Consider the following 26,073-nt stretch of genomic DNA (forward strand, 5'->3'; position numbering starts at 1 on the left):
ACAGGGAGAGGGCGGCTCTTGAGCGCTGCGACACCGGAGTAGTCATGACCGTTGAGAAGACGCCGTCCGGTTCCGCGGTGGTGCTGTCCTGGATGCCCGTCGCGGCCATGGCGGTGGTCGCGGTCGTGGACGTCACGGCCGGACCGGGCGTCGGGCTGCTGCCGCTGGTGTCGCTGGGCCCGGCCTTCGCCGGACTGGTCGGCGGCTGGCGGCGCACCGCGGTGATCGGACTGGCCGCCCTGCTGCTCTGCGTCGGCCTCGGCATGTACAACGGTCTCTTCGACCGGCCCCGCGGCTACACCGCGATGGTCTCGGTGGCCGGCGTGACCGGCGTCGGCATCGCGGCGGCCGTGATGCGCTCGCGCCGCGAGGCCGAGCTGGCCAGCGTGCGCTCGATCGCGGAGGTGGCCCAGCGGGTCCTGCTGCGCCCGGTCCCGCTGACCGCGGGCCCGCTGCACGCCGCCGTCTCGTACACCTCGGCGGTCGCCGAGGCCCGGATCGGCGGCGACCTGTACGAGGTGGTGGCCTCGCCGCACGGCGTCCGGGTCGTCGTCGGCGACGTGCAGGGCAAGGGCCTGGCGGCCGTGGAGACCGCGGCCCGGGTCCTCGGCGCCTTCCGGGAGGCGGCGTACGACGAGAAGGACCTGGTCAAACTGGGGGAGCGGCTAGAGCGCAGCGTCGCCCGCGAGCTGGAGGACGAGAAGTTCGTCACCGCCATCCTCGCCGAGATCGGCGACGACCACCGCGCCGTGCTGCTCAACTACGGCCACCCCGCGCCGCTGCTCGTCCACGGCGACGGCACCGCCGACTTCCCGGAGCCGCCCGCGTACGCCCTCCCGCTGGGCCTGGCCGCGCACGGCGGCCCCGGTCCCGAGCCCTTCCCGGTGCCCTTCCTCCCCGGCGACCAGCTGCTCCTCTACACCGACGGCGTCACGGAGGCCCGCGACGAGCGGGGCGGCTTCTACCCGCTCGCCGAACGCGCCCACCTCCTCAAGGACCCCGACGCCCACCGTGCCCTGGACGCCCTGCGCGAGGACCTCGTACGGCACGCGGCGGGGCCCCACCACGACGACGCGGCGATGCTGCTGCTGCGCTACCAGGGCGGGGACGCCGGCGCCCCGGCGTGACGGCGCTCAGGCGTGGCGCGCACCGGCGGACGCCATGCCGAGCCAGGTGTGCGGGTTGCCCTCCCAGCACCAGCCGAGCTTCGGGGCCCGCTTGCTGATCCAGAGCGCCGGGACCCGGCGGTCCCCGCACCGTGAACCGCCGGTCGAGAAGCACTTGTTCTTCACCAGGATCTCCGGGACGTGGGTCAGCAGGGCGATCCCCTCCTCGATGGTGAGCAGGGTGCGGCCCCGCCCGGCGACGGTGGCCATCGCGTCGCCCGGCACGACCCCGCAGAACTCCTCCCCGCGCTCGACGTCGAACAGCAGGTGCACACCGTCCGGGCCGGGCGGCCGGGTCTCCTCGGTGGCGACGAACCGTTCCAGGGAGCCCGGTTCGAAGCTGCGGTCGACGAACCCGGGCAGCCGGCCGCCCGGCAGCGCGGTCAGCGGCATGGTGGCCTCGATCGGGGCCAGTTCGCGCCCGACGACCAGGACGAAGGGCACCCGGCCGGTGACCGCCGGGTCGTATGCCGCGGAAGCCTCCGCGGGCGCCGCGGAGCCGGCGCGGGCCACGGCCTCGGCGCGCAGCGGCGCCACCAGCTCGGTGAACTGCTCGGGGGAGCGGCCGGACAGCGCCGGGTAGCCGAGCGCGACGAGGGTGCGGACCTGCCGGTCGAACTCGCCGGCGGCGTCGAGGGCGGGGGAGTGCGTCGAGTCGGTCAAGCGGGTGCTTCCTTCCGGGAGGCCTGCGGTGGACCGGCTCGCGGTGCGGCCGGGGAACGGGGCGGTACCGGTCAGGGGAGTTCCTTCCTCGCGACGGCCTCGATCTCGGCCGGGGTGCCCGACATGATCGTCCGCACATGGCGGGTGACCAGCTCGACCGGCCAGTCCCACCACGCGGCCCGTTGCAGCCGCGCGACGTCCTCGGCGTCGTACCGGGCCCGGATCGGCCGGGCCGGGCTGCCGCCGACCACGGTGTACGGCGGTACGTCGGCGGTGACGAGCGATCCGGCGGCGATGATCGCGCCGTCCCCGATGCGCACGCCGGGCATGACGGTGGCGCCGTAGCCGAACCACACGTCGTTGCCGACGACGGTGTCGCCGCGGCTGGGCATGCCGGTGACCAGGTCGAGCGTGGCCTCGCCCCAGGCGCCGCCGAACATGGTGAACGGGAACGTCGACACGCCCATGGTGGGGTGCTCGGCCCCGGCCATCAGGAATCGGGTGCCGGTCGCGATCGCGCAGTACTTGCCGATGACCAGCCGCTCGGGACCGTAGGCGTAGAGCACGTTGCGGGTCTCGAAGGCGGTGGCGTCGTCGGGATCGTCGTAGTAGGTGAAGTCGCCCACCTGGATGCGCTCGTCGGTGACGAGGGGCTTGAGGAGGACGACGCGCGGGTGCTGCGCGAGGGGGTGCAGCACGCCGGGGTCGGGAATGGGCGCGCCGCCGTCGGGCGTGGGGTCGGTCAAGGCCGGACCTCGATTCTGGCCAGGGAGCCGGTTTCCAGGGCGCACCACAGGGCGCCGTCGTGTGCGGTGATGCCGTGCGGTTCGCAGTCGGTGCGGGAGAGCGGGTACGAGGTGACGCGGCCGTCGACGGTGATCCGGCCGACCCGGCCGCTGCCCCACTCGGTGAACCACAGCGCGCCGTCCGGCCCCGCCGTCACCGCGTGCGGCCGGGTCGCCGGGTCGGGCAGCGGGTACTCGGTGATGTCGCCGGCCACGGTGATCCGGCCGATCCGCCCGGCCCCGGTCTCGGTGAACCACAGGGCGCCGTCGGGACCGGCGGCGATGCCCACCGGCCCGGCGCCTTCGGTGGGCAGCGGATACGCGGTGCCGTGGCCGTCGGTGGTCAGGCGTCCGACGGCGTTGCCCTGATTGAGCGTGCACCACAGGGCGCCGTCCGGTCCGGTCGTCAGGGCGGACGGGAAGGCGCCGGGCGCCGGATACTCGGTGACCTCGCCGTCCACGGTGACGCGTCCGATCCGGTCGGCCGCGGAGAGCGTGAACCACAGCGCGCCGTCGGGTCCCGCCGTGATCCCGAAGGGCCCGCCCTCGGGCGTGCGGGGCGCGAAGGACGCGTAGTCGCCCTCGGGGGTGATTCGGCCGATGCGGTGCGCCCGGTACTCGGTGAACCAGAGCGCGCCGTCGGGCCCCGCCGTGATCACGGTCGGCCCGTCGCCGACCGGGTGGACGGTGACCCGTCCGTCGTCCGGGTCCCTGCGGGCGACGGCGCCCCGGTGGACGAGGGTGAACCACAGGGCGCCGTCCGGTCCTTCGGCGAGCGCGTAGGGACCGGCGTCCGCGTCGCTCACGGTGAACTCCCGTACGGAGTCGGCGTCGTACCTCTCGTTGAATTCGTTCATCGAGAGTAACCTTACCCAGAGACTAGACTTCTAATCAACATAAAAATACTACCGAGGTAAGATTCTCGCCATGGACCTGAACGACACCCCGGCGGCCCCGGCGCTCGGCCTGCGCGAGGCCAAGAAGCGCGAGACGCGGCAGCTGATCTCCGACCACGCCACCAGGCTGTTCATCGAGCGCGGCTTCGAGCACACGACGATCGCCGAGATCGCCGACGCCGCCCGGGTCGCCAAGAAGACGGTGACGAACTACTTTCCGCGCAAGGAGGACCTCGCCCTGGACCACCAGGACGAGTTCGTCGCCGCCCTGGCCGTCACCGTGACGGCACGCGGAGCCGACGAGACGCCCCTGACCGCCCTGCGCCACGCCTTCCTGGCCGCCGTGGCGGCCCAGGACCCGGTCGCGGGCTTCGCCGGCGAGGCCTTCACCCGCATGATCGCCGACAGCCCCACCCTCACCTCGTGCCTGCGCGGCCTCCACGACCGGCGCGAGGAGGCACTGACCGCGGCCCTGGCCGACACGACCGGCACCCCGCCCGACGACATCACCCCCCGTACGGCCGCGGCGCTGCTCGGCGGGGTCCACCGCGTCCTGTTCACCCGCATCCAGGAACTGACCCTGGCGGGGCACCCCAACCCGCGGATCGCCGAGGTGCTGGCCCGGGAGGCACCCCGCGCCTTCGACCTGCTGACCCCGGCCCTCGCGGAGTACGGGCACCGCGCCCGGGCGTAGCCCGGGGGGGGTGTCGTACGGGCCGCCCCGCCGCCGGGACGACGCTGCCGTCCGGCGTCCGCATGCGCGGTCACCGGCGTGGGCGCAGACTGACCGGGTGAGCGGAACGCAAACGGAGCGCGACCCGGACACGCCCCGAGCCGGTCGCCGCGCACCCTCCCAGTCGCTGGCCCTCGCCGCCATGATGTTCGCGGTGGCGATGACGTTCATCGACCAGACGATCGTCTCGATCGCCGCCCCCGACATCGTCTCCGAACTCGGCCTGTCGGCCTCGGGCATGCAGTGGGTGATCAACGCCTACCTGCTGTCCCTGGCCGCCTTCTTCGCCCTCGGCGGACGCCTGGCGGACCTGTGGGGCCCGCGCCGCGTGGTCGTGCTCGGCACCCTCGTCTTCGTCGCCTCCTCGGTCCTGTGCGGCTGCGTCCCCTCCGGCGACTACGCGCTGACCTGGCTCATCGTCTTCCGCGCCGTCCAGGGCCTGGGCGCCGCGCTGCTCTTCCCGGCCGCGCTCGCCGTGGTCGTCGCGGTGTTCCCGGTCGGGCGCCGGGGCCGGGCGCTCGCCCTCTTCTTCGGTCTCACCGGCGCCCTGACCGCCGTGGGCCCGCTCCTCGGCGGCTGGCTCACCGCCTGGACCTGGCGGGCGATCTTCTGGGTCAACGTCCCCGTGGCGGTCGCGGCACTGATCCTGACCGCGCTGGCCGGCATCCCCGACCGCCGGCGCGAGGAGTCGCTGGACGTGAAGGGCGCCCTGCTGATCGTCGCCGGGATGGGACTGAGCGTGCTCGGCTTCCAGCAGTCGGCGGCCTGGGGCTGGGACAACGCGGCGACCTGGGTCTGCATCGCGGGCGGCCTGGCAATCCTCTACGCCTTCTGCCGCTACGAACTGCGCACCCGCCACCCCCTGGTCAACCTCGCGGTCTTCCGCGACCGCGCCTTCACCGTGGACGCGCTGGTGCTCTTCTTCGCCATGCTGGCGTTCGTCCCGCTGTTCTTCTTCGCCTCCGTCTACGCCCAGGTCTCGCTCAGCGCCTCACCCAACCAGGCCGCCCTCTACCTGCTGTACTTCTTCGCCGGGTTCGCCATCGCCTCCCAGTGGGGCGGCCGCATCCTCGACAAGCGGGGCGCCCGCCGGGCGATGCGGATCGGCTGCGCCCTGGGCGCCGTCGGCTTCGCGCTGTGGGCCGGCAAACTCACCGACCTGTCCATGCACGACCAGTGGCCCTACGCCGCCCTCGCCGGCGCGGGCATCGGCTTCGTCCTCGCCCCCGCGTCGACGGACGCCGTCAACCGCTCGATCGACTCCTCCTACGGCGAGGTCACCGGCATCACCCAGACCGTCCGCAACTACGCCGCCAGCGTCGGCCTGGCCGTCTTCGGTACCCTCCTGACGCACTCCATGACCGACCGGGTCGAGGAGACCCTGAGCACCCGCGGCGTACCACCCGACGCGCGGCACTCCATGGCCCGGGACGTCACCGAGGCGATCACCGGCAACGCGGACACCCGCACCCCGACGGGCGACGGCCCGGCCCAGACCGCCATGCGGGACGCGATGCCCGCCATCCGCCTCGACTTCGCCGAGGCCAACCAGTGGGTCTTCTACGGCATGGCCGTCGCCCTCGCCATCGGCTACTTCTGCGCGCTGCGCCACCCGGGCGGCCGGGCCCAGGACCGGAACGCGCGCCCGGACCGGGCGGCCGGTGCGCCCCCACCGGCCCCCGACCCCGCCCGGCCGGTCACCGGCCCGCACGACGCCGGGAGTTGAGGCGCGCCGCCCGGCGGGTCAGATGGTCGCGCTCGGCGAGGTCGGACGCCTTGCGGGCCGCCTCGGCGTACAAGCGCGCCGCCCGGTCCAGGTCGCCGTCTCGCTCGTGCAGGTAGGCCGCCACCGCCGTGTACCGGGGCAGCGCCTCGTCCAGCCCGGCGAGCGCGGCCAGACCCGCGCGCGGCCCGTCGGCCTCCCCGACGGCCACCGCGCGGTTGAGCCGTACGACGGGACTGCCGGTCAGGCGGGCCAGCTCGTCGTACCACTCCACGATCTGCACCCAGTCGGTCTCCCCGGCGGTGGGCGCGTCGGCGTGCAGGGCGGCGATCGCGGCCTGCGCCTGGAACTCGCCCAGCCGGTCCCGGGCGAGCGCCGCCTGCAACATCGCCACCCCTTCGGCGATCGACGCGGTGTCCCACCGGCCGCGGTCCTGCTCGGCGAGCGGCACCAGGCTGCCGTCGGGCGCGGTCCGCGCCGCGCGCCGCGCGTGGTGGAGCAGCATCAGCGCCAGCAGCCCCGCCACCTCGGGGTGGTCGACGGAGGCCGCGAGCTGCCGGGTGAGCCGGATGGCCTCGGCGGCCAGGTCGACGTCGCCGGAGTACCCCTCGTTGAAGACCAGGTAGAGCACGCGCAGCACGGTGGCGACATCGCCGGGCCGGTCGAAACGGACACCGGACACGGTGCGCTTGGCCCGGCTGATCCGCTGCGCCATCGTGGCCTCGGGCACCAGGTACGCCCGGGCGATCTGCCGGGTGGTCAGCCCGCCGACGGCGCGCAGGGTGAGCGCGACCGCCGAGGACGGGGTCAGCGAGGGGTGCGCGCACAGGAAGTACAGCTGGAGCGTGTCGTCCACGTCCGGGGCGGGCCCGGGCGCCGGCTCCTCCTCCACGCGGTCCTCGCGCCGACGGCGGGCGGTGTCGGCGCGGGCCGCGTCCAGGAACCGCCGCCAGGCCACGGTGACGAGCCAGCCCTTCGGGTCCCGCGGCGGGTCGTCCGCCCACCCGCGCACCGCCTCGACCAGCGCCTCCTGGACCGCGTCCTCGGCCGCCGCGAAGTCGGCACCGCGGCGGACGAGGACGGTCAGCACGCTCGGCGTGAGGCTCCGGATCAGGGCCTCGTCCATCGGTGAGGTCACTCCGTGACGGTCGGGTGGTGCTCGCCCATGAACGGACGCAGCTCCAGCCACTCGTGGATCGGCCTCCCGCCCGCCCCCGGGGCCGCCGACAGCTCCCCGGCCAGCTCGACGGCGCGCTCGTAGGTGTCGACGTCGATCACCATCCAGCCGGCGATGAGGTCCTTGGTCTCGGCGAACGGCCCGTCGGTGACCGGCGGCTTCCCCTCGCCGTCGTAGCGCACCCAGGCGCCCTCGGGGGCGAGCGCCTGCCCGTCGACGAACTCGCCGGTCTTCTCGAGCCGGGCGGCGAAGTCGTTCATGTACTGCATGTGCGCGGAGATCTCTTCCGGCGTCCACTGGTCCATGGGCACGTTGTTGACCGGTGCCGGGGCGCCTCGGTAGTGCTTGAGCAGCAGGTACTTGGCCATGATCCGTCGTCTCCTCGGTGCTGGTGCGGCCCATTGTGGCCGCCTTCACCCCTGGGACGGAGCCGGACGCGGGATCTCGACACGGCGCAGGACGTCAGGCGGAAGATTTTTCCGACGCGTCCCTCAGGACCCCTTCCACGCCGTGCAGGAAGGTGTCGGAGACCAGCTCCGGATCGAAGAGGCACCCCGCCGCCATCGCACCGTCCCGGAGCATGACGAAGTGCCGCCCGGCGGCCTCGCCGTCACCGCCGCCGACCTGCGCCAGCAGCTCCGTGACGGTGTCCAGGAACCACTGCCGGTGCGCCAGTACGGCCCGGTGCACCGGGTGGGCGGGGTCCGGGTACTCGGCCACGGCGTTGAGAAAGGCACAGCCGCGAAAGCCGGGGGACCGGATCCCGTCGACGATGGACCGCGCGACGGCCCGGACCCGCCCGGCGGCCGAGTCGGCACTGCCCCTGGCCGCGGCCACCTGCCCGCGAATCCCCCGGTCGGCCTGGTCGAGGTAGGCCAGGATGAGGTCTTCCTTGCCCGAGAAGTGCCGGTACAGCGTGGCCCGGGTGACCTGCGCCTCCGCGGTGATCCGGTCGATGCCGACGGAGTGGATGCCCTCCGCGTAGAAGATCCTCGTGGCGGTGCCGAGCAGCCGGTCTCGCGCTTCGGAGGGGGTGCGGGCTTCTGTGCTCGGGCTCATGGACCCACCGTATCAAGGTGGCGAGGTAGAACGTTCGGTCTTGACAGCGGAGGCGGGGAGGCTCTTGACTGCACGGCAACGAGACCGAACGTTCTCCCTCACGGAAGGCCACTCCCATGGACACCGCCGTCGCCGCCCCGCCCACCGGCGTCCCCGCCACCCTCCGCAAGCTCTACTTCGTCCGCTTCGCGTTCGCCGCCGCATGGGCCGCCCTGCTCTTCGCCACCGCCGACACACTGGGCCCGCTCAGCACCACGCTCCTGCTGGTCTACCCGCTGTTCGACGTCGCGGCCGCGATCGTCGACGTGCGGTCGGCGAAGGCGAACGACGGCCCCACCGCGCCCCTGTACGCGAACATCGCGATCAGCTCCCTCACGGTCCTCGCCCTCGCCCTCGCCGCGACCTCGGGCATCCCGGCCGTCCTGCGCGTCTGGGGCGCGTGGGCCGTCACCGCGGGCATCGTGCAGCTCGTCGCGGGCGCCGTCCGCCGCCGGCTGGGCGGCCAGTGGCCGATGATCGTCAGCGGTGCCGTCTCGACGCTCGCCGGCGTCTCGTTCGCCACGCAGGCGGGCGCCGACGATCCGTCGCTGGGGGGCCTCGCCGGGTACGCCTTCCTCGGCGGCGTCTTCTTCCTGGTCTCGGCGGTGCGCCTGGGCCGGGGGACGCGCGATCGGGCCTGACCGGAGCCGTCCGGCGCCCCGGGGGTGTGGCCCCGCGTTCTCCGAGCACCCGGAACGTCCACGGGGGAGCCGCGAGCGACGGAGGGAGCCCACCGTGCCGCACCACTCACCGAACCCGCCGAACCCGCCGAACCCCGCGCGGTCGCCGAACGCACCGGACCCGGCGAAGCCGCCCGAGGGCGCCGCGGACATCCGGTTCATCGGCAATGCCACCCTGCTGATCCGCTACGGGGACCTGACGCTCCTGACGGATCCCAACTTCCTCCACCGCGGCCAACGGGCCCACCTCGGCTACGGACTGGTCTCGCGCCGGGTCACCGAGCCCGCCCTCGACGTGACGGAACTGCCGCACGAGGACCTGGACGCCGTCGTCCTCTCCCACCTCCACGGCGACCACTTCGACCGGGTAGCCCGCCGCGGCCTCGACCGGGGACTGCCCTTCGTCACCACCCCGCACGGCTCCCGCGTCCTGCAGGGCCTGTACGGCTTCCGCCGGGCCACCGGTCTGCGCACCTGGGAGACCCACACCCTGCGCCACGGCGACTCCACGGTCCGCGTCACCTCGCTCCCCGGCCGCCACGCGCCCGGCCCCGCCCGCTTCCTGCTGCCGCCGGTGATGGGCAGCCTGCTGGAGTTCGGCGACGGCACGGGCGAGACCCGGCTCGTCGTCTACCTCTCCGGCGACACCCTGATGTACGAGGGCCTGCGCGAGATCGCCGTACGCCACCCGGACATCCACCTGGCCGTCCTGCACCTCGGCGGCACGACCCTGCCCGGCGGTCTCGTGGTCACCATGGACGCCGAACAGGGCGCCGACCTGCTCGACCTCCTGCGCCCGCGCCGGGCCATGCCCGTCCACTACGACGACTACACGGTCTTCCGCTCCCCGCTCGACGACTTCCTCACGGAGGCCGACCACCGGGGCCACGCCGCCCGCCTACTGCGGTGCGCCCCGGGCGAGCACGTGACGGTGGGCGCGGGGGCGGGGGCCTGAGGGAGCCGTCGAGGGGATGAAACGGGGGCGGAGCCGGGGGCGACGTGGGAGGCCAAGAACCTCGGGGCTCTACGCCTGGTGGGCTTCGCCGAGCGTTCTCCCGTCGTTCACGGGGCCGGCGAACTCCGCGGACCCCGGGCGTCGGCTGCTGTACCTCGGCAAGGCGACGCGTCTGCGGAGCCGCATCACGTCGAACCACCTGCGACGTTCCGGGAGTTCTACCCTGCGCCGCACACTGGCGGGACTTCTCATGTCCACCGAGGGCTATCGGACGGTGAGGACGGACCGGGTGATCCTTGTCCCGGAGGACGAGGAACGTCTCACCGAATGGATGCACGAGCACCTCGCGCTCACGTGGGCCGAGCACCCCGACCCGCGCGCGACGGAAGGCGAACTGATCTCCCGGCTGGCGCCCCCGCTCAACGTCGACGGCGCGAGAGAGGGCGCCGCACTCGACGCGGTGCGGCAGGCAAGGGCTCGGTACTACGGGAGCGCAGAACTGCAGTGACCTTTATGCGGCGGGCTGGAGGGGGCGCCTGTTCGGTGACCCGCCGGGTCATACCCAGGTCTGACCCCGCGGTTCAGCTCCTGGTCCGACGCCCCGCGGGGGACGGCGAAGGCATCGTCGTCCGCATGACGAACCCGACGACGCCCACGGCCGCCCCGGTCACGACGATCGGCGCCCGACTGCGAGTCGCGCTGCCTGTGGACCGGTTGGAGGCCACCGGCTTCCCCGGACGTTGGGTGGGCGGCACCGCGATGACGCTCGGCCCACTCCTGATGCTGACCGGCGCGCTGCTGCGGGTCCGCTTCCCCTTCTTCTTCCCCGACCAACTCGCCGCGTACGAACGGCACCCCACCCTGATGGCCACCGCGTACGGCCTCTTCGCGGCGGGCGGCCTGCTGCTCTGGCCCGCCGTGGCGGTGCTGGCCGCACGGATCGGGGTGCGGAGTGCCGGCTGGGGCCTGTGGGGCGGGGTCCTGGTGATGTTCGGGCTGTTCGCCCGCGCCTTCCACGCGGGGGTGGACCATCTGGCCTTTCAGCTGGTGCGTTCCCAGGGGGCCGGGCCCGCCACCGAAGCGGTCTCCGCCGGCTACGGCGCCTTCCACGTCTTCGCCACGCTGAACCTCGCCATCCTCGCCGGGTGGATCGTCCTTGCCCTCGGCGCCTGGCGCACCCGGGTGCTCGGTCCGGCCCGCGCCGCCGCACTCGGTCTCACCGCGGCGCTGCCCCTCGGCGTGCTCAAGGGGACCACCCCGCTGTCACTGGTGGCCCTGGCCGGACTGTGCGCCGCCCTGGTGCCGCTGGGCCTGGCCCTGCTGTGTGAAGCGCCCCGCCCCAGCCGTGCGGCGGTGCTGCGCTGGATACCGCTGACCCTGGTGACGCTCGGGCTGATGGTGCTGCTGGGACAGGCCGGTTGAGTGCACACGTCCCAGTACCGTCGAACCATGAAGCCCAGGCGGCAGCGCCATCTCCACGCCCTCGACCTCGGCGCGGCTCTGGCCCTGACCGCCGTGTACATCGGCTTCGCCCGGCTGACCGCCGACGACGGCCAGCCCGTCTACACAGGACCCTTCTGGCTGGGCTGCCTGATCGCGGCCCTGGTCGGTCTGCCGGTCGCCGTACGCCGCCGATGGCCGCTCGCGGTCCTGACGGCCGTACTGACCGCCCTGGCCGTGGCCTCGCTCCTCGACATCCCCCGTGAGCCGTACACCGCCGCCGGGCTCGCGGCCTATCTCGTCGGGCTGGCCGAGCCCGCCCGCCGGTCCGTGCCCGCGCTCGCGGTGACGCTGCCGGTGGCGTGCGGTGCCGTCTACGTCGGGGAAGCGGTGGTCACTCCCGCCGAGGACTGGCGGGGCGCCGCAGGGGTGGCCGGGCTCGTGCTCCTGGTGATCGGCGGGGCCTGGAGCATGGGGTTCACCGTGCGCGGCCGCCGGGCCGAGGCCGCCGGGGAGCAGCGGCGCCGGGCGGAGCGCGCACTGGACGAGGAACGTCTGCGGATCGCCCGCGAGCTGCACGACATCGTCTCGCACAACCTCAGCCTGATCGCCGTCAAGGCGGGCGTCGCCGGGCACGTGGCGGAGGCCGACCCGCGGGAGGCACGGGCCGCCCTCAAGGTCATCGAGGAGACGAGCCGTTCCGCGCTGGCCGAGATGCGGCGCACGCTCGGTGTGCTGCGCACCGAGGGCGCGCCCCTGGGACCCGTACCGGGTCTCGACCGACTCGGCCTGCTCGCCGAGGAGGCACACCGGGCGGGAGTGGACGTCGATCTGTCGGTGCACGCCGGGGACGGCCTGGCCGAGGGGACACAGGTGACCATCTACCGCATCGTCCAGGAGGCCGTCACCAACGTGGTCCGGCACGCGGCCCCGACCCGCTGCCGGGTGACGGTCGAGGTCGACGCTCCAGAGGTCCGCATCGACGTCGTGGACGAGGGACCACCGCCCGCACACCGACAGGCGGTCCCCGTACTCCCGGGCGGACACGGCCTGTTGGGGATGCGGGAGCGCGCGATGATGTACGGCGGCAGCTTCGAGGCGGGCCCCCGGCCGGAGGGTGGCTTCGCGGTGTCCGTCCGCCTGCCGACCGAGGGGAACCGATGACCACGACCGACGCGACTCCCGTCCGGGTACTGATCGCGGACGACCAGGCGATGGTGCGCGGCAGCTTCCGGGTTCTCGTCGATCACACTCCCGGTATGACGGCCGTCGGCGAGGCCGCGAACGGAGCGGAAGCCGTCGAACTCGCCCGCCGCGAGAGGCCGGACGTCGTGCTGATGGACATCCGCATGCCGGACCTCGACGGCATCGAGGCGACCCGGCAGATCTGCACGGACCCGGCCCTGCCCGGCGTCCGTGTCCTCATCCTCACCACCTTCGACCTGGACGAGTACGTCTACGCCGCCCTGCGCGCCGGCGCCGCGGGCTTCCTGCTCAAGGACACCCCGCCGCCCGAGGTCCTCACCGCCATCGGCGTCGTCGCCTCCGGCGAGGCGCTGCTCGCCCCCTCGGTCACCCGTCGCCTGATCGCGGAGTTCGCCCGCCGTCCGGAGCCTGCGCGGCCGCCCAGCCGCTCCCTGGACGGGATCACCGACCGGGAGCTTGAGGTGCTCGGCCTGATCGCGCGGGGCCTGTCCAACACGGAAATCGCGGAGCACCTCCACCTGAGCCTGGCCACGGTCAAGACCCATGTCGGACGCCTGCTCACCAAGCTGCGTGCGCGCGACCGCGCCCAGCTCGTCATCGTCGCCTACGAGACCGGGCTGGTGGGCGACCGCCGACGTGGCGTGTGAGGTGCGCGGCGACTGTCTCTAAGGGCTGTCCCGTAAATGATCTACGGATGATGGGCGGTCTGACAGGAGCCCTGGCGATCTGGCTCCTGGGGGCAGCGCCTACCATGCCGTCGTGACGCGCCCCTGGACGGTAAGAAGGATGGCCGATCAGTTTGTCGAGTTGCTCGGAACGGCTCCTGTCAGCGTCGATGGCGGCAAGCTGACGTTCGTCCGGGGAAGCCTGTGCACCATGCTTTCGATCTGGAAGGACCGCTACGACCGGTCAGCCTTCAGCTGGATGGTCTACACGGACTACACCGGTCTTCGTGATCGGATGGACGACTTCGGTGGGGTGGGCATCCGGATTGACCACCCCACGCCAACCGGCGACGCAAGTCCGTCCAGCATCCCTCCCGCCGCCTGCTATCCCTGGCCGGCAGGCAGCGCCCCGCTCGCCCCCGAGATCGCCGCCGGCGTCACTCGCTACGGTCCAGCCTCCCTGCACTTCGTTCGCGACTCCCATGACCTAGGGCTGCTGCTTCTGGCGGACACCCACGTCCACCGGGAGGGGGTCTGGTCGTTCACATCGGCCAACAGCGGACCGGCCCGGCTTGCACAGGCCATCCTTCTGGCTCGTCAGTGCGGTGATCAGGAACTGGAGCGGGCGGCTGTCACCAAGCTGCGGAACCGCGGCGAGGAACCGGTGGCCCCTTACCCCGACTACCTCTTCCGGCAGGCCGTCGCCGACTGGTCCAGGCAGTACGCCAAGGCCACCGGCATCGATCTCAGTGACCTGGCCAAGCTCAAGCGGAAGCGCCCCCAGTACCCCGAGATCCCGTAGCTCCACACGACTCCTCCATACTCGGGAGATGATCTCGCCATGACTGGTGTGATCACGGCATCGGAGCCCCGCTGGATAGGCCCGTTCACCGGGCTGAGTCCGCAGTAGTTCGGCACGCTCATCACCGCTTTGCGGGTGAAAGAAGCGGCCTGTGCACGCAAGGGACGGCCGTGGGGTCTGCCGCTGGAGAACCGCGTCCTGCTCGTCATTGCTTACTGGAGAACCAACCTGACACTGCGACAGCTCGCTCCGCTGTTCGGGATCTCGAAGTCGTCTGCCGCCCGCATCGTCGACCACCTCGGGCCCGCCCTCGCGCTGCGCCAGCGTCAGCGGTTCCGCAAGGATGCCGTGCTGATTGTAGACGGCACCTTGGTTCCCACCCACGATCACAGCATCGCCGAGCGTTCGAAGAACTACCGGTACTCCACCAATCACCAGGTCGTCATCGACGCCGACACCCGGCTTGTCGTCGCCGTCGGCCGACCTCTGCCCGGCAACCGCAACGACTGCAAGGCATGGGAGCTGTCCGGCGCGAAGGCCGCTGTCGGCAGGACAACGGTGATCGCTGACGGCGGCTACCGCGGTACCGGCCTGGTCATCCCGCACCGCCGTGAACGCGGTCAGGTCAAACTGCCTGCCTGGAAAGAGGAGCACAACGCTTCCCACCGCAAGGTCCGCGCCCGCGTCGAGCACGCCTTCGCGCGCATGAAGACGTGGAAGATCCTCCGCGACTGCCGCCTCAAGGGCGAGGGTGTTCATCGCGCCATGCTCGGCATCGCCCGACTCCACAACCTCACCCTCGTCGGATGAGGCACGCCGATACGCGATCTACGCGCCGTAGATCGTTTACGGGACAGCCCTTAGTGCTCCGGAAGGTTGAGGCCGCTGAGCTTGTAACGCACCGAGACCTCATCGGCCTGCTGCTGCACGCGGTCCCGCAGTTGAGCCAGGGCCTCGTTGAACCTCCTGTCGGATCCGGGGCCGAAACGTCCCCCGTTGGCTCCGCCCGCCTCGATGAAGTCCGTGAAGGCCTGCCGCATGGCACGCAGCCAGATGCGCAGGTCGCTTCCCGGCTTCTTCAGCTGGGTCAGGTACTCGGACAGTTGAGTACGGCACTCGGCGGCGGACGCGAGGCAGGCGGTGGCCTCGGTCTGCGGGCGCGCGTACCCGATCGTCAGCACGCGCTTGTCAGCGAGGAAGTCCATGACCTCCTGCGCGATGACCCTGTCCGACTTCGTGAACTCCCAGTTCACACCAAATCCGAAGGCGCTGAATGCCGTTGGCCGGATCCCCATCCGTCCCCCTCCCGTCGACGGTCCATCCCTATCAGCCCCGAAGCACCGGCGCGACGCAACGCCGATCCCCAGCCACGGCCGCCGACGCTAGCTGCTGCGGCGATCGATGCGGTGCGGTAGTGGTGCAGGGATGCGGCGCCCACGAGGCCCCCGACACGACAAAGTGCCAGCCGGGGAGGAAACCGTCCTGAGCTGGCCCTTTGTCCTGTGTGCCCCCGGCAGGATTCGAACCTGCGACACCCGCCTTAGGAGAGAGCGGGGATCGTGCCGCTGAGCTGGCGCTTCGATACTTGGTCGGGCTGCCGAGAACTCGACCGCGAGATAACTCTGTCGACCGTGACTGACCCCTGCATCTGGCACGGCAGTGGCACGAACCTCAGCCGACGAAAGCCAGCCATGATGGAAGGTGCGTCGACCGAGCACGCACGCGTGTGCCTCGTTGCACCCCACCGGCCTCAACCACGCTTTCGGTCTGCCCTCAACTAGAGCAGCCCGCAAGGGCCGGACCGTGACGACAGCAGGTCAGCAACACTGGGGCGGGCGGCGCGGGCGCGGTGTCCGGGCAGAGGTTCGCTCGGGGAGCGCCCGCTAGCAGAGCGAAGATGTGCAAGACCACTGTGATCACAGACCTCACTGCCGCTATCGTTAGTTGTTACTAACGTGGGGGGACGCGATATGACTTCATCTTTCCTTTCTGCATTCGACGGCCTTTGGCGACGCCCGACCCCGGACTACAAGATGGGCGTCAGAAGCTATCTAGTATCACTAGACACCAATGTTCTTCTGCAGCTTTACCGCTTCACTCCTGACGCACGCCATGAACTTCTTGACGCTCTAGGGAGACTAGGAGACAGGCTATGGGTCTCACATCACGTAGCGACCGAATGCTTCAACAGGCGCGTAGACGCAGTGAAGGAGCATTTGGCGCTCTACACTTCAGTCCCTAAATCCCTTGAAGAAGCGCAAGCAAAGGCAATGCAGGAGCTGCATACGTTTGCCAAACGCTGCTCACTATCTGAGGCTGAAAAGAGGGAGATCATCTCCCCCATCGATGCCGCATTCACCGCAACGCTAGCCAGTATCAAAAGGCGAAAGGATTCATTCGACCTCAGCCTTGATAATGTTATCAACGCCGACCCCATCCTTGAGTCATTGGCGAGTATCTTGGACGGGAAAACCGGGGGCCCTTTCGAGAGTGACGAAGCTGCTCGCCTAATCGAAGAAGCTGAACGTCGGTACGAGAATAAAGTTCCACCCGGATTCAAGGATGCATCAAAGTCGGAAAATGCTCATGGAGATTTTTTCGTCTGGGAGCAACTGCTCCGTGAGGCCAAGAGCCGAGAGATGCCTGCCCTATTTGTCACCAATGATGTCAAGGAGGACTGGGTTAGAAAAGAGGCGGGCTTTATTATCGGGGCACACCCTCAGCTTGTTGCTGAATTTAAGGAGCGTTGTGGGGGTGCTGACTTCATGGTTACGCCTCTTGGGCGCTTTCTGCAGATAGCGAAAGAAGAGCTCGGCGTCTCTGTTAGTGCCTCTACTGTAGCTCAGGCGGAGAACATCAGAGAGGCCCCTCGTGACCAGGTTGAGATCCGTACTGTCACGCCAGAGGAATGTGACTCACTTATTCTGGACCTGGCGCATGACGCTCAAAAATGGGATGGCTTGTACAATAGCGCGCTGTCCAAATCATCCCGAATCCTGGCTCGCCACCGAAGAGACCGATCTATTTCCCTCGGTTCCCTGCTCGAAGGTGCCGGTAAGTCACGCACGCTTGATGGAAAAGTCCACCTGCCCATACGCTCCCGAGATTGGAAGGACATTCAAGCAGCAAGGCGTAGGATGGCAAACAAATCTAGATACCTAGAGGAAGGCGTAAGGCCACAGGAAAGGCCGAAATTTTCACGAGACTGGTTCAGCCTTGCCGATATGGAAGCTGAGCTGGACGGGCTACGGCGCCATCGTGAGCGCTTGACTTATCGCATCGTGGAGCTAGAAAAAACGATGGTAGAACCCTCGAATGCCGGTAGTGGGAAGAATCTTTTGGAGGTCGACTCCGCTCTCTTCGAGGCCATCGAAGAGCGAACGGTGGTAGAGAACCGAATCAGCGCAACCGAGGAGAGAATCTCCCAAATGATTGCAGTCATGACGCAAGAATCGGACCAATGATAGAAACTGGAGCTGAGCTGTAGGCACGCGAGCCCTTCCCCGGCATTGGGTAGCTGATTGCAACAGGTGCGCGGCACGGGCGCCGGCCGGGTTGGAGCGGGGCGGAGACAGGACCGCAGGCCCGGCCCGGGGCCGTGCCGCGCGCGGGGAGCGGAGCGAGCCGCCCTGGACCAGTAGAGAAGGTTGTAACTCAGGTGGCGTCTGGGATTCGCCACAGTGGAGCTGCGTACTGGTCCGGGTGGTTGGCCAGCAGGAGCTGACGCAGGTCGCCGCGCTGAGAGCCGTTGATGTTCAGGACCTCGGTCAGATGGCGGAAAGTCGTGTGCGTGACTCCGCGGGCGCGAGCCTCTGACTGGAACTCGTCGACCTGGCGCAGCACCATATTTACATCGAGCGGTGTCGGTGGTTGGTCCTTCAGCCACGTGGCCTTGTTGCGCTCGTAGTCGATCTCTGAGAAGCCACAGATCTGGCGGCTGTGGGCCTCGACCTCGTCCAGGGTCGTCGTCGCCGTGATGGCTTGGGCAAGAGTGTTGTGGCTTAGGGCCTCGTCCAGGTCGACTTCGTGAACGCGTGGGCTTTCGTCCGTGAGTGGTACCGGTAGGCCGGCGTCGCGTACCTCGCAGGTGCCGCGCACTCCTCGGGCCGTCGCCGCGAGCATGCCCGTGGCTTCGGATGGGTGCCATTCCAGGACGCTGCTGATCGGGACCACGTTCTCCGCCGTGAAGGTGTGGACGACGGGGCCCAGTAGCGGGCGAAGGGCGTCCGCTGACAGTTCGCCGTCCAGGCCGGGGCCGGCGACCAGGAGTCGGACAGGTGCGTCCACCCGGCAGCACGCTGCAAGGGTCAGTGCGTCGGCGAGTGGGCTCTTGAGGGTCGGTTCGTCGCCGCGGGCGAGGATGTCTCCGCCGACGTCCAGGAGGTCGATCGACTCCGGTGTCAGGTGGGCGATCAGCTCCTCCAGCTGGTTCGTCACACCTTCGACTCCGTGCTGCGGGTCGAGAAGGGCGAACGTCTGGGGGAGTTCGGATGCGAGGCGGGGGAGGGTGGAGCCTGCGGGAGCGATGGGGCGGGCTGTTGCGGGTACTGACCGGACGGACCGGGTGATGGCTTCGAGGCCGGTGAAGTCGTGTGCGGTGCGGGGGCCCGGTACCGGGTCGATCAACAGGCGGTCCCACGCGTAGGTGAGGATGACCGCCTGGTCCTCGTCGCCGTACTGGGCGGCGTGAAGCATTGCGGCGGCGACTGCGTCGCCCCCTCCTCCCGCTGCGACGATCAACCGCGTCATGCGGTCAACATTACGGGTTCTGGTATGTGTCGCTCACTCTATAGTGGCTAGAGGCCATAGCCACTTGGACGAGGAGGAGTCGTGCCGCAGATCGAGGAGGCGCAACCGAAGTATCTCCAGATCGCTCACCACATCCGCGATCAGATCCTTCGGGGCGACCTGCGAGCGGGTGACGAGGTGCCGTCGGAACGGCAGTTGGCCGCTGACTGGAAGGTTTCCCGTCCGACGGCGGCCCGTGCCCTGGAGGCGCTGAGTCATCAAGGGCTCGTTGAGAAGCGGCAGGGTTCGGGTACGTACGTGCGGAGTCTGGAAGTCAACCGGCGTGCGCGGGAGCTGTACGGCCGGGCTCGTCAGACTGGGAAGATCTACACGCCCGGCGAGTACGCGGTGATCACCTCGGCCGGCTGGACGGACGCGCCGGATCACGTCGCTGAGGCTCTCGGGCTGGTTAAGGACCGCCGGGCCGTGCATCGCCGGCGTGTGACCAACAACGAGGTCCGCCCCATCACGTTGTCCACCTCCTGGTTCGCACCCGACGTCGGTCAACGCGCGCCCAAGCTCACGGACCCCGAGCGGATTCAGGAGGGGACACTGATGTACGTCGAAAACACGACGGGACGGCAGGGGAGTTACGCCGAGGACCGGATGTGCGCTCGGAGCGCCACCGACGAAGAGGCCGTCGACCTGCATCTCGACCCGGGCTCCGCCGTGCTGGTCGTTCACCATGTCGTCTATGACTTGCAGGACCGGCCGTTGGAGTTCGCCGAGGCCGTGTATCCGCCGCACCGTTGGGCGTTCGAGCAGGGCTATCCGCTGACGTGACCCGATGGGGCGTCGATTATGCGAACTGCTTGCGCAGCCCAAGTGGCCAATGCCACTATCCAGTAAGTGGCTAAGGCCACTTACTGGAAGGGGGCACGGCGTGGCAGGTCGGCGACCGGATCAGGGCACGCGCTCAGCATGCCGAGGATGCCGGGGACGTGGTTCGTCGGTTCGCGTACGTCGGTGGTGCTCGCCGCCGCCAACGACCGCACTCGTGTCTCATCGAAGCGGCGCTGCCTCGACTGCGACGGCAGCGGCAAGGAGTGAGCGCGGATGACCTACTGGTTGAACCGCTGTCCCAGCGGGGAATCACCGTGGCTCGGGGCGTTGACCCTGCATCCGATTCCGGAGTCCGTCCCCCGGGCTCGACGCTGGTTCCGAAAGTTCATCGCTCCGTACAACCCCGCCTGTTCGGTCGACGACTGCGTGCTGATGATCTCCGAGCTGGTGACGAACGCCATCCTGTACGGGCGGGCTGACGAGGAGTGGCGCGTACGCGTGGAGTGGTTTCGGGAGGGAACCTCGCTGCGTGTGGAGGTGCACAACCCCGGCTTCCCGGTGAACGTGCGTCTTCGCCGGCCGGACGCCGACGACGCCCACGGGCGGGGACTGCTCCTGGTCGACTCCATCGCCGAGTCCTGGCACTCCCGACCCAGTCGTTTCGGCGGGACGGTGGTCTCCTTCCTGATGGCCGATGCGTGGCCTGCGTGAGACAGCCGGTTCCCTTCAAGGCCCGGAAGGCTGCGGGCATCACGGCCGAGCTGCATTTCGTTGATCTTCGGCGCACGGGCATGACGGGGATGGGGTACAGCAGCTCCCGGGCCGCGCTGATCTACCAGCACATGGCCAGCGACCGGGGCCGGTCACCGCTGATCGACTCGGGGCCGTGATCCGTGACGGTGGGGGCGGGGCCTCTGGCTAGGCGATGTGGCATCCACGTGGCATTAGTGGCACGCGTGTGGCGCGACGCCGGACATGACGAAGGACCAGCCTGGGAGGAAACCCCTCCTGAGCTGACCCTTCTTGCTGTGCCCCCGGCAGGATTCGAACCTGCGACACCCGCTTTAGGAGATCTTCCGGCGCAAGCCCTGGTCAGCCCTGAATCAACCCGGGACTGCCGGCAACGTGCTCACGTGGTTCTGGACGTACGGCAGAGTGCACCCACGTTGCCGTCAAGAATCGCCGTCAGAGCCACGCGCCGGAACGGTCATGTGTAGCTGCTGGAGGCCGTACATAGCGGCATGGAACGCGGCCGCGATCTCGCGGGCCCTGCTCTCTGTCTCGATCGGCCACAAGGAGATTTGGTCGGCCCCGACGCTGCCCTGTTCCGCGGTTCCGTCCAGGACCAGCGCTTCAACTGCCGACCGCAGGGGTGCCATCGCATGGTCGGGCACGTACGGCTTGCTGCTGGACATGGCGTCAAGCTGAACTTTCCATTGGCGCCCACGGCGGGCGACGCACACAAAGATCACGTCGTTGGCCTTGGCGTTCCTGTAGGCCGCACGATGAGCCTCCGGCGTGGTGCAGTCGGGTATCAGCGCGGCCTCAAGGGGCATCCCTGCAGACGTCAGCATGCTGTCATCGTCTCAGGTACATGCCCGGTAATCAGGCGGATTCGAGCAGACGGCGACCGTCATGTGAGCGGACATGCGGGGACGTAGCGGAGTCTAGAGCGTCGAGAACACGAATGGCATAGACCTCCCCCATCGCGTCTTCGACCTCTTTCGGGGTCAGCCACCTCACGGCAGTCGACTCACTGGACGTGCGCGCCGCTCCCGCCTCCGGCCGGCAAAGGAACACGAGGGCCACCACGCCTCGACTCATGTTCTTGTAGACCCCGGTCAGCCGCTCGACCGAAACCTTGATGCCTGTCTCTTCATGCACTTCCCGCACCGCCCCGTCCTCGGGCCGCTCGTCCAGCTCAAGCACGCCCCCGGGCGGCTCCCAGGCACCGTTGTCCGCACGGCGGATGACTAGCACGCGGCCGTCATCGCGTACTACTACGCCAGCGACCGAGACCGAGTGAAGCGGCATTGACGCGCCCTCCGGGTAGCGTTGCTTATGTACAGGAGCTTAGGAGGAACAGTAGGACATGCCCACGTCTTCCACAGACTCGGGAAAGCCGAAGTACCTACAGATCGCGGACGACCTTGTTCGCCAGATCAAGGAACACGTCCTCGCGCCCGGGGATCAGGTACCCAGTGAATCCGAGCTCATCAAGAAGTACGCCGCATCTCAGGGCACGGTACGCAAAGCCTTCGCGGAGCTGCGTGCTACGGGCCTGATCGAGACGCGCCACGGCAAGGGTTCATACGTGAAACGGCGCCCTCCGGTGCGGCGGAAGTCCTCAGACCGCTTCCGAAGGGCGCACCGCACCGCGGGCAAGGCTGCGTACCTCGCGGAGGCCGAACAGGCTGGCAGTGAGCCAAGCGTGAGCGTCCTCTACGTCGGGCCGACCGAAGCGCCGGAAGAGATCGCAGAGCGGCTGTCGGTTCCACTGGGCACGAAGGTACTGGCCCGGCGTCGCCTCTACTTCAGCGACGGCATTCCCACGGAGGAAGCTACCTCCTACCTCCCGTGGGACATCGCCAAGGACATCCCTGAGCTGTTCGAGGAGAACCCTGGCGGCGGAGGGATCTATGCCCGGCTTGAGGAGCACGGGCACACACTGAAGGAGCTCTCCGAGACGGTCCGCGTGCGCCTCGCGACCAAGCAGGAGATCGGTGCTCTGAGCTTGAGCCCCGGTTCGCCCATCATCCACCTGACTCGGAACGCGGAATCCGAAGCTGGCCGAATCGTTGAGGTCTGCGACACCCTGATGGCCGCTGACCAGTTCGTTTTGGAGTACCGCATCCCTGCGGGTGACTGAAAAGCCTTCCTTCCGGCCCCGACCCGTCGCAGCATGCCCGCGCGGCGGGTTGACTCATGTGCAGGAGCTGGGCACTCTCTTACATGTCACTCCTGCACATGAGTACATAAGTGCAGGTGCTGCGAGCGCATCACTGCGTGACCTGCACGAATGGGCAGCGAGTCCCCGGACTCGCTGCCAAGGGGCCCGGGACAGAGCGGGCCGAGGGCGCACCCGACCCTTGTCATTCGGGAGGGCTTAGACCGAAAGGTCACGTCTCCATACGCCTGTAACGGGAGCCCGTGTTCCCGAAGGAGACATGCGAGCCGCCCCGGCATTCAGCCGTGAAGGGCGCGAGATCGAATCTCGCCCGGGGCACTCCGGCCGCTTCACGTGGCCGTGCCGCGCGTCTGGCGCGGCTGATCACCTACAACGGCGCGCACCCCCGGAGCGGCTACTCCGGGGGTGCTGTTCGGGCCGTTTCACCTGTAAGGGAGACCACGACCCATGAACCACATCGTCACTGTTCAGAACGCTGTTACCGCGTTCGCCGACTTCATGGAGCCGACGGACGCGGAGCTGGACGCGATCGAACAGGAGATGCCCGTCATCCTCGCGGACGTCGACCTGCTGGACGCGCACATCGTCACCCTCGACCGCACGCCGACCGAGGTCGACGAGCGCCGCATCCGCCGGGCCCGCCGCCGCGCCCTCGCCGCCCGCGTCGCGCTGGTCAACCGCGAGGCCGGTGCGAGCCTGCCCGGGGGTGCCGCGTGAGTGCCAAGACCGTGTTGCCGGCCGTGGCGATGACGGCCGTGTCCATGGTGCTGACCCTGGCCGTGGTCGTGATGTGGCTGGGCACGGCCGTGTCGTGGCCGGTCGCCGTGGTCGTTGGTCTGGGCATCGATGGGGGATGGCTGGCCACCCTCGCCTACGAACGCCGGCTCGCCGCGCAGGGTGACCACAACCGCACCGTGACCGCGGTCGGCTGGTCCTTCGGCCTCATTGCCGTCGGCGTCCTGGTCGCCCACGCCCTCACCGCCGAACACTCCGCGGGGGCGTGGCTGGCCGTGGCGTGGCTGCCGATCGCGGCGAAGGCGTTGTGGCTGGTCCACGCAATGTGGGAGCGGACCGCGCTCACCCCGAACGCGCTGGACGCCATCCGCTGCATTCAGCAGGAAGCGCGGGACGAGGCGGCCGTGGCCCGGGCCCGGCTGCGGGCGGAAGCGTCCACCGAGGAGACCCGGCTGACGGCCGTGACGGCCGCCGGCGCCCGCGTCGCACACGTCCAGGCGAAGACCGCGCAGACGCTGTCTTCCGCGTGGGCGACGCTGGAATCCGCGCGGCAGGGCGAGGAGACCGGCAGGGCGCTGACCAGCGTAACGAGCCCCGTCCCACCCGGCGTCACGGCCCGCTGGGAACTGCCGGTGTGGGGACCGGTCACCGATGTCACGCTGACCCGTGAGGGGGACACCAAGGGGGACAGTGAGGGGGACACCGACGCTCCGGCCCCGCTCACACCGGGCCCCGCATCGCACCAGCTCACTGCCGGTGTACACCTGGTGTCCACCCCGGACCGTAACGACCCGCAGGGGGACAGCGAGGGGGACAGCGAAGACACCGACCGGCTGTCGACGGTCGAGGCCCAGAACCGGATCCGCGTCGCGTGGGTGCGTGGCAAGTCCATCTCCGAGGCGGCGGCCTGGTCCACCCGGTCCCGCTCCTACGTGCAAAGGGTCTACGCCCGGCTGGACGCTGAGCGCTCCGGGCAGGGGACTGCGTCGTGAGCGGGCTGCGTATCGGTTCGCTCTGCTCGGGTTACGGCGGTCTGGACATGGCCGTCCAGGCCGTCTTCGGGGGCTCGCTGGCGTGGGTCGCGGACAACGACGCCGGAGCCTGCCGCATCCTCGCCCACCACCACCCGCAGGTGCCGAACCTGGGCGACATCACCGCCACTTGCTGGGCCGAGGTGGAGCCGGTCGACGTCGTGACGGGCGGCTACCCGTGCCAGCCGTTCAGTTCCGCCGGCAAGAGGAAGGGAGTCGCTGATGAGCGGCACATCTGGCCCGACATCGCCCGTGCCCTTGGGGTTCTACGACCCCGTCTCGCGGTGTTTGAGAACGTCGCAGGGCACCTTTCTCTCGGATTCGACACCGTGCTTGGAGATCTTGCCGCCCTCGGGTTCGATGCGCGGTGGTGCACTCTTCGCGCATCTGACGTGGGAGCGGCTCACCAGCGCAAACGCCTCTTCGTCCTCGCCTGGCCTGCCGACTCCGGCAGCACGGGACTGGAGGGGCGGCGGGCAGCGCGGGCAGCTTCCGACCGCCGTCACCTCGCTCCTGCCGACCCCGTCGACCTCGGAGAACACCGGAGCCGGACACGCGGCACAGGGCGGGATGAACCTGCGCCACGTCGTCTCGCTGCTGCCCACCCCGCGCGCGTCGGAGAACGAGAACCGGCAGACCCGGCGCAGCCCCTCGCAGGAAGCGGGCACGCACGGCAGGAGCCTGGCCGCCGAGATGGGATCGCTCCTGCCGACCCCGCGCGCGTTGGACGGAGCGAAGGGCGCCGTCTCGCGCACGGAAGCGACGGACCGGCGCGTGCGGTCCGGCAGGGCGAATCTGCCGGAGGTGGCGGTGAGTGCGTTCCCGGCGGTGCCGTCGGGTGGGGCGAGTACGCCGAGGCGGTCGCGCGGTGGGAGGCGGTCCTCCAGCGCCCCGCCCCCGGGCCAGTTGACGCTGTGGGACGGCTGAGCCCCGCCTTCGTCGAATGGCTCATGGGCCTGCCCGCCGGACACGTCACCGCAGTCCCGGGCCTGTCCCGCTCCGCACAGCTCAAAGCGCTGGGCAACGGCGTGGTCCCGCAACAGGCCACGGCCGCGCTGCGCTTCCTTTCCCCCGCCGCCCATCCGGCCCGTACGGCCGCCTGACCTTCGAGGAGTAGCCGACCATGGGCAAGCCCGACACCCGCCGCCTGGACCGCGAGATCCACAAGGCGAACCGCAAGCTGGCCGCTGTCCGTCAGCGGGAACTGTGGCCGCTGGACAGCCGTGAACGCCGTGCCATCATGGGCGCCGCCGCACGCGGCGGCTACCGGCTCCACCGGGGCGAGAGCACCGGCCGCGCCGAACAGGCCATGGACACCGCATGGCAGGCCGCCGAGACCCGGCTGACCACCGAGATCACCGCTCTGCAGACCGAGCGGCAGCGCATCGTCACCGAGGCCGCCAAGGGCAAGGCCGCGCGGAAGTCGTCGGGGTGGTGGTGAATATGCAGCACACCGCCCGGCGGTGTCCCGCCGCGCACCCCGACGACCCGACCCCGTGCACCGGCCCGGCCGCCGTGACCGTGCTCGACACCACGAACGCCGGCGCCGACGGGTGCGAGCACCACGGCGCCCGCCTGCTCGCCTCCCTGGCCGGTGGCCGCGTCTACGCCCTGCCCGACGCGGCGGCAGGTGCCGCCCTGCGCGTCTTCCAGGCCGCCGACGGCATCCGCCCGTTCTGCTGGGTCGACGCCCCGCGCACCCGGCCCTCGCAGCTAAGCCGCGCGGAGAACCGCCTCCGCGACCAGCACTGAACACCCGCGCCCCGCCCGGCGCTCACACCCGGGCGGGGCCCGGTGCACCCCCTGTGCTTTCCGGCCCTGATCAGGGCAGTCAGGAGA

The 26,073-nt window shown here is 69.9% G+C and carries 30 protein-coding genes and 2 pseudogenes; 22 read left to right on the forward strand and 10 right to left on the reverse strand.

What is annotated here, in order from left to right; all coding sequences use genetic code 11:
- Nucleotides 1-44 precede the first annotated feature (44 nt).
- Nucleotides 45-1,127, forward strand: coding sequence for a PP2C family protein-serine/threonine phosphatase (locus D1J63_RS21190; RefSeq protein WP_125630811.1), 1,083 nt, complete (start codon nucleotides 45-47; stop codon nucleotides 1,125-1,127).
- A gap of 6 nt (nucleotides 1,128-1,133) precedes the next feature.
- Here the strand turns inward: D1J63_RS21190 and D1J63_RS21195 are convergent, their stop codons facing one another.
- From D1J63_RS21195 to D1J63_RS21205, 3 genes are all read right to left on the reverse strand, one after another.
- Entirely contained in the window at nucleotides 1,134-1,829 is a 696-nt protein-coding gene (locus tag D1J63_RS21195) for a DUF5701 family protein (RefSeq protein WP_125630813.1), read from the reverse strand.
- A gap of 71 nt (nucleotides 1,830-1,900) precedes the next feature.
- Nucleotides 1,901-2,575 (reverse strand): CatB-related O-acetyltransferase, encoded by a 675-nt coding sequence (locus D1J63_RS21200; protein WP_197923878.1) that lies wholly within the window; start codon nucleotides 2,573-2,575, stop codon nucleotides 1,901-1,903.
- The gene (locus tag D1J63_RS21205; RefSeq protein ID WP_125630816.1) at nucleotides 2,572-3,471 is read right to left on the reverse strand and encodes a virginiamycin B lyase; all 900 of its coding nucleotides are present in this window, start codon (nucleotides 3,469-3,471) and stop codon (nucleotides 2,572-2,574) included. The genes D1J63_RS21200 and D1J63_RS21205 overlap by 4 nt, the downstream gene beginning before the upstream one ends.
- 70 nt (nucleotides 3,472-3,541) lie before the next feature.
- Between D1J63_RS21205 and D1J63_RS21210 the strand changes: the two genes are divergently transcribed.
- Both D1J63_RS21210 and D1J63_RS21215 read left to right on the forward strand, forming a co-directional pair.
- The gene (locus D1J63_RS21210) at nucleotides 3,542-4,204 is read left to right on the forward strand and encodes a TetR family transcriptional regulator (RefSeq protein ID WP_125630818.1); all 663 of its coding nucleotides are present in this window, start codon (nucleotides 3,542-3,544) and stop codon (nucleotides 4,202-4,204) included.
- 181 nt (nucleotides 4,205-4,385) lie between these two features.
- Entirely contained in the window at nucleotides 4,386-5,969 is a 1,584-nt protein-coding gene (locus D1J63_RS21215) for an MFS transporter (RefSeq protein ID WP_125635669.1), read from the forward strand.
- Here the strand turns inward: D1J63_RS21215 and D1J63_RS21220 are convergent.
- The 3 genes from D1J63_RS21220 to D1J63_RS21230 form a co-directional block, all read right to left on the reverse strand.
- Nucleotides 5,941-7,092 carry a DUF6596 domain-containing protein gene (locus D1J63_RS21220; RefSeq protein WP_125635667.1) on the reverse strand — a complete coding sequence of 384 codons (1,152 nt, stop codon included), beginning with the start codon at nucleotides 7,090-7,092 and terminating at the stop codon, nucleotides 5,941-5,943. The two genes, D1J63_RS21215 and D1J63_RS21220, sit on opposite strands and share 29 nt — an antisense overlap.
- Nucleotides 7,093-7,100: 8 nt before the next feature.
- Nucleotides 7,101-7,511 carry a YciI family protein gene (locus tag D1J63_RS21225; protein WP_125630820.1) on the reverse strand — a complete coding sequence of 137 codons (411 nt, stop codon included), beginning with the start codon at nucleotides 7,509-7,511 and terminating at the stop codon, nucleotides 7,101-7,103.
- Nucleotides 7,512-7,605: 94 nt separating this feature from the next.
- Nucleotides 7,606-8,202, reverse strand: coding sequence for a TetR/AcrR family transcriptional regulator (locus D1J63_RS21230; protein WP_125630822.1), 597 nt, complete (start codon nucleotides 8,200-8,202; stop codon nucleotides 7,606-7,608).
- Between the two features lie 116 nt (nucleotides 8,203-8,318).
- On the opposite strand from D1J63_RS21230, the gene D1J63_RS21235 reads away from it, so the two are divergent.
- From D1J63_RS21235 to D1J63_RS21270, 8 genes and pseudogenes are all read left to right on the forward strand, one after another.
- Nucleotides 8,319-8,882 carry a hypothetical protein gene (locus D1J63_RS21235; protein ID WP_125630824.1) on the forward strand — a complete coding sequence of 188 codons (564 nt, stop codon included), beginning with the start codon at nucleotides 8,319-8,321 and terminating at the stop codon, nucleotides 8,880-8,882.
- 190 nt (nucleotides 8,883-9,072) lie between these two features.
- On the forward strand, nucleotides 9,073-9,876 hold the full coding sequence (locus D1J63_RS21240; RefSeq protein ID WP_241235703.1) for an MBL fold metallo-hydrolase: 804 nt from the start codon (nucleotides 9,073-9,075) through the stop codon (nucleotides 9,874-9,876).
- A 16-nt stretch (nucleotides 9,877-9,892) separates the two neighbouring features.
- Nucleotides 9,893-10,384 (forward strand): GIY-YIG nuclease family protein, encoded by a 492-nt coding sequence (locus tag D1J63_RS37670; RefSeq protein WP_347141247.1) that lies wholly within the window; start codon nucleotides 9,893-9,895, stop codon nucleotides 10,382-10,384.
- 125 nt (nucleotides 10,385-10,509) lie between these two features.
- Nucleotides 10,510-11,298, forward strand: coding sequence for a hypothetical protein (locus D1J63_RS37265; RefSeq protein ID WP_125630828.1), 789 nt, complete (start codon nucleotides 10,510-10,512; stop codon nucleotides 11,296-11,298).
- Nucleotides 11,299-11,325: 27 nt separating this feature from the next.
- Entirely contained in the window at nucleotides 11,326-12,480 is a 1,155-nt protein-coding gene (locus D1J63_RS21255; protein ID WP_125630831.1) for a histidine kinase, read from the forward strand.
- On the forward strand, nucleotides 12,477-13,169 hold the full coding sequence (locus tag D1J63_RS21260) for a response regulator transcription factor (RefSeq protein ID WP_125630833.1): 693 nt from the start codon (nucleotides 12,477-12,479) through the stop codon (nucleotides 13,167-13,169). Before D1J63_RS21255 ends, D1J63_RS21260 begins: the two co-directional genes overlap by 4 nt.
- A 139-nt stretch (nucleotides 13,170-13,308) precedes the next feature.
- Nucleotides 13,309-13,989 carry a hypothetical protein gene (locus D1J63_RS21265; RefSeq protein WP_125630835.1) on the forward strand — a complete coding sequence of 227 codons (681 nt, stop codon included), beginning with the start codon at nucleotides 13,309-13,311 and terminating at the stop codon, nucleotides 13,987-13,989.
- Between the two features lie 39 nt (nucleotides 13,990-14,028).
- Nucleotides 14,029-14,799, forward strand: a pseudogene (locus D1J63_RS21270) (transposase).
- A 50-nt stretch (nucleotides 14,800-14,849) separates the two neighbouring features.
- Here D1J63_RS21270 and D1J63_RS21275 read toward each other — a convergent pair.
- Nucleotides 14,850-15,284, reverse strand: coding sequence for a DUF6650 family protein (locus D1J63_RS21275; protein ID WP_315978606.1), 435 nt, complete (start codon nucleotides 15,282-15,284; stop codon nucleotides 14,850-14,852).
- A gap of 738 nt (nucleotides 15,285-16,022) precedes the next feature.
- Here D1J63_RS21275 and D1J63_RS21280 point away from each other — a divergent pair.
- Nucleotides 16,023-17,453 (forward strand): PIN-like domain-containing protein, encoded by a 1,431-nt coding sequence (locus D1J63_RS21280; protein WP_125630839.1) that lies wholly within the window; start codon nucleotides 16,023-16,025, stop codon nucleotides 17,451-17,453.
- Between the two features lie 190 nt (nucleotides 17,454-17,643).
- Here the strand turns inward: D1J63_RS21280 and D1J63_RS21285 are convergent, their stop codons facing one another.
- Nucleotides 17,644-18,738 carry a DUF1152 domain-containing protein gene (locus D1J63_RS21285; RefSeq protein WP_125630841.1) on the reverse strand — a complete coding sequence of 365 codons (1,095 nt, stop codon included), beginning with the start codon at nucleotides 18,736-18,738 and terminating at the stop codon, nucleotides 17,644-17,646.
- An 81-nt stretch (nucleotides 18,739-18,819) separates the two neighbouring features.
- On the opposite strand from D1J63_RS21285, the gene D1J63_RS21290 reads away from it, so the two are divergent.
- A complete protein-coding gene (locus D1J63_RS21290) occupies nucleotides 18,820-19,560 on the forward strand; it encodes a GntR family transcriptional regulator (RefSeq protein ID WP_125630843.1) in 741 nt (246 codons plus the stop codon).
- A 273-nt stretch (nucleotides 19,561-19,833) separates the two neighbouring features.
- The gene (locus tag D1J63_RS21295; protein ID WP_125630845.1) at nucleotides 19,834-20,271 is read left to right on the forward strand and encodes an ATP-binding protein; all 438 of its coding nucleotides are present in this window, start codon (nucleotides 19,834-19,836) and stop codon (nucleotides 20,269-20,271) included.
- A 461-nt stretch (nucleotides 20,272-20,732) separates the two neighbouring features.
- Here D1J63_RS21295 and D1J63_RS21305 read toward each other — a convergent pair whose 3' ends face one another.
- Complete coding sequence (locus D1J63_RS21305) at nucleotides 20,733-21,134, reverse strand: hypothetical protein (RefSeq protein ID WP_125630847.1); 402 nt, start codon at nucleotides 21,132-21,134, stop codon at nucleotides 20,733-20,735.
- A gap of 31 nt (nucleotides 21,135-21,165) precedes the next feature.
- A complete protein-coding gene (locus D1J63_RS21310) occupies nucleotides 21,166-21,594 on the reverse strand; it encodes an NUDIX domain-containing protein (protein ID WP_125630849.1) in 429 nt (142 codons plus the stop codon).
- 58 nt (nucleotides 21,595-21,652) lie between these two features.
- Here D1J63_RS21310 and D1J63_RS21315 point away from each other — a divergent pair, with 58 nt between their 5' ends.
- The 8 genes and pseudogenes from D1J63_RS21315 to D1J63_RS21340 all read left to right on the forward strand — a co-directional run bounded on the left by D1J63_RS21315 (nucleotide 21,653) and on the right by D1J63_RS21340 (nucleotide 25,986).
- Nucleotides 21,653-22,429, forward strand: a complete 777-nt coding sequence (locus tag D1J63_RS21315) for a GntR family transcriptional regulator (RefSeq protein ID WP_125630851.1) — start codon at nucleotides 21,653-21,655, stop codon at nucleotides 22,427-22,429.
- A gap of 486 nt (nucleotides 22,430-22,915) precedes the next feature.
- Entirely contained in the window at nucleotides 22,916-23,185 is a 270-nt protein-coding gene (locus D1J63_RS21320; RefSeq protein WP_125630853.1) for a DUF6284 family protein, read from the forward strand.
- Nucleotides 23,182-24,195, forward strand: coding sequence for a protein spdB (locus D1J63_RS37580; protein WP_277601470.1), 1,014 nt, complete (start codon nucleotides 23,182-23,184; stop codon nucleotides 24,193-24,195). Before D1J63_RS21320 ends, D1J63_RS37580 begins: the two co-directional genes overlap by 4 nt.
- Nucleotides 24,192-24,668 (forward strand): annotated as a pseudogene (locus tag D1J63_RS37270) (DNA cytosine methyltransferase); the annotation flags it as partial. The gene D1J63_RS37580 and the pseudogene D1J63_RS37270, both read left to right, overlap by 4 nt.
- Nucleotides 24,669-24,804: 136 nt before the next feature.
- A complete protein-coding gene (locus D1J63_RS37275) occupies nucleotides 24,805-25,161 on the forward strand; it encodes a hypothetical protein (protein ID WP_241235717.1) in 357 nt (118 codons plus the stop codon).
- The gene (locus D1J63_RS37280) at nucleotides 25,149-25,337 is read left to right on the forward strand and encodes a hypothetical protein (protein ID WP_241235718.1); all 189 of its coding nucleotides are present in this window, start codon (nucleotides 25,149-25,151) and stop codon (nucleotides 25,335-25,337) included. Before D1J63_RS37275 ends, D1J63_RS37280 begins: the two co-directional genes overlap by 13 nt.
- Nucleotides 25,338-25,357: 20 nt before the next feature.
- Complete coding sequence (locus tag D1J63_RS21335; protein ID WP_125630857.1) at nucleotides 25,358-25,675, forward strand: hypothetical protein; 318 nt, start codon at nucleotides 25,358-25,360, stop codon at nucleotides 25,673-25,675.
- Between the two features lie 2 nt (nucleotides 25,676-25,677).
- On the forward strand, nucleotides 25,678-25,986 hold the full coding sequence (locus D1J63_RS21340; protein ID WP_125630859.1) for a hypothetical protein: 309 nt from the start codon (nucleotides 25,678-25,680) through the stop codon (nucleotides 25,984-25,986).
- The last annotated feature ends 87 nt before the right edge of the window (nucleotides 25,987-26,073 follow it).

Source organism: Streptomyces sp. KPB2, from assembly GCF_003950055.1.
Lineage (GTDB): Bacteria > Actinomycetota > Actinomycetes > Streptomycetales > Streptomycetaceae > Streptomyces > Streptomyces salinarius.

Bases quoted from the DNA above. Each gene is read 5' to 3' on its own strand.
- D1J63_RS21190 (WP_125630811.1), top strand. From the start codon at position 45: ATGACCGTTGAGAAGACGCCGTCCGGTTCCGCGGTGGTGCTGTCCTGG.
- D1J63_RS21205 (WP_125630816.1), bottom strand. From the start codon at position 3,471: ATGAACGAATTCAACGAGAGGTACGACGCCGACTCCGTACGGGAGTTC.
- D1J63_RS21210 (WP_125630818.1), top strand. From the start codon at position 3,542: ATGGACCTGAACGACACCCCGGCGGCCCCGGCGCTCGGCCTGCGCGAG.
- D1J63_RS21215 (WP_125635669.1), top strand. From the start codon at position 4,386: ATGATGTTCGCGGTGGCGATGACGTTCATCGACCAGACGATCGTCTCG.
- D1J63_RS21220 (WP_125635667.1), bottom strand. From the start codon at position 7,092: ATGGACGAGGCCCTGATCCGGAGCCTCACGCCGAGCGTGCTGACCGTC.
- D1J63_RS21225 (WP_125630820.1), bottom strand. From the start codon at position 7,511: ATGGCCAAGTACCTGCTGCTCAAGCACTACCGAGGCGCCCCGGCACCG.
- D1J63_RS21230 (WP_125630822.1), bottom strand. From the start codon at position 8,202: ATGAGCCCGAGCACAGAAGCCCGCACCCCCTCCGAAGCGCGAGACCGG.
- D1J63_RS21235 (WP_125630824.1), top strand. From the start codon at position 8,319: ATGGACACCGCCGTCGCCGCCCCGCCCACCGGCGTCCCCGCCACCCTC.
- D1J63_RS37670 (WP_347141247.1), top strand. From the start codon at position 9,893: ATGAAACGGGGGCGGAGCCGGGGGCGACGTGGGAGGCCAAGAACCTCG.
- D1J63_RS37265 (WP_125630828.1), top strand. From the start codon at position 10,510: ATGACGAACCCGACGACGCCCACGGCCGCCCCGGTCACGACGATCGGC.
- D1J63_RS21255 (WP_125630831.1), top strand. From the start codon at position 11,326: ATGAAGCCCAGGCGGCAGCGCCATCTCCACGCCCTCGACCTCGGCGCG.
- D1J63_RS21260 (WP_125630833.1), top strand. From the start codon at position 12,477: ATGACCACGACCGACGCGACTCCCGTCCGGGTACTGATCGCGGACGAC.
- D1J63_RS21265 (WP_125630835.1), top strand. From the start codon at position 13,309: ATGGCCGATCAGTTTGTCGAGTTGCTCGGAACGGCTCCTGTCAGCGTC.
- D1J63_RS21275 (WP_315978606.1), bottom strand. From the start codon at position 15,284: ATGGGGATCCGGCCAACGGCATTCAGCGCCTTCGGATTTGGTGTGAAC.
- D1J63_RS21280 (WP_125630839.1), top strand. From the start codon at position 16,023: ATGGGCGTCAGAAGCTATCTAGTATCACTAGACACCAATGTTCTTCTG.
- D1J63_RS21285 (WP_125630841.1), bottom strand. From the start codon at position 18,738: ATGACGCGGTTGATCGTCGCAGCGGGAGGAGGGGGCGACGCAGTCGCC.
- D1J63_RS21295 (WP_125630845.1), top strand. From the start codon at position 19,834: ATGACCTACTGGTTGAACCGCTGTCCCAGCGGGGAATCACCGTGGCTC.
- D1J63_RS21305 (WP_125630847.1), bottom strand. From the start codon at position 21,134: ATGCTGACGTCTGCAGGGATGCCCCTTGAGGCCGCGCTGATACCCGAC.
- D1J63_RS21310 (WP_125630849.1), bottom strand. From the start codon at position 21,594: ATGCCGCTTCACTCGGTCTCGGTCGCTGGCGTAGTAGTACGCGATGAC.
- D1J63_RS21315 (WP_125630851.1), top strand. From the start codon at position 21,653: ATGCCCACGTCTTCCACAGACTCGGGAAAGCCGAAGTACCTACAGATC.
- D1J63_RS21320 (WP_125630853.1), top strand. From the start codon at position 22,916: ATGAACCACATCGTCACTGTTCAGAACGCTGTTACCGCGTTCGCCGAC.
- D1J63_RS37275 (WP_241235717.1), top strand. From the start codon at position 24,805: ATGAACCTGCGCCACGTCGTCTCGCTGCTGCCCACCCCGCGCGCGTCG.
- D1J63_RS21335 (WP_125630857.1), top strand. From the start codon at position 25,358: ATGGGCAAGCCCGACACCCGCCGCCTGGACCGCGAGATCCACAAGGCG.
- D1J63_RS21340 (WP_125630859.1), top strand. From the start codon at position 25,678: ATGCAGCACACCGCCCGGCGGTGTCCCGCCGCGCACCCCGACGACCCG.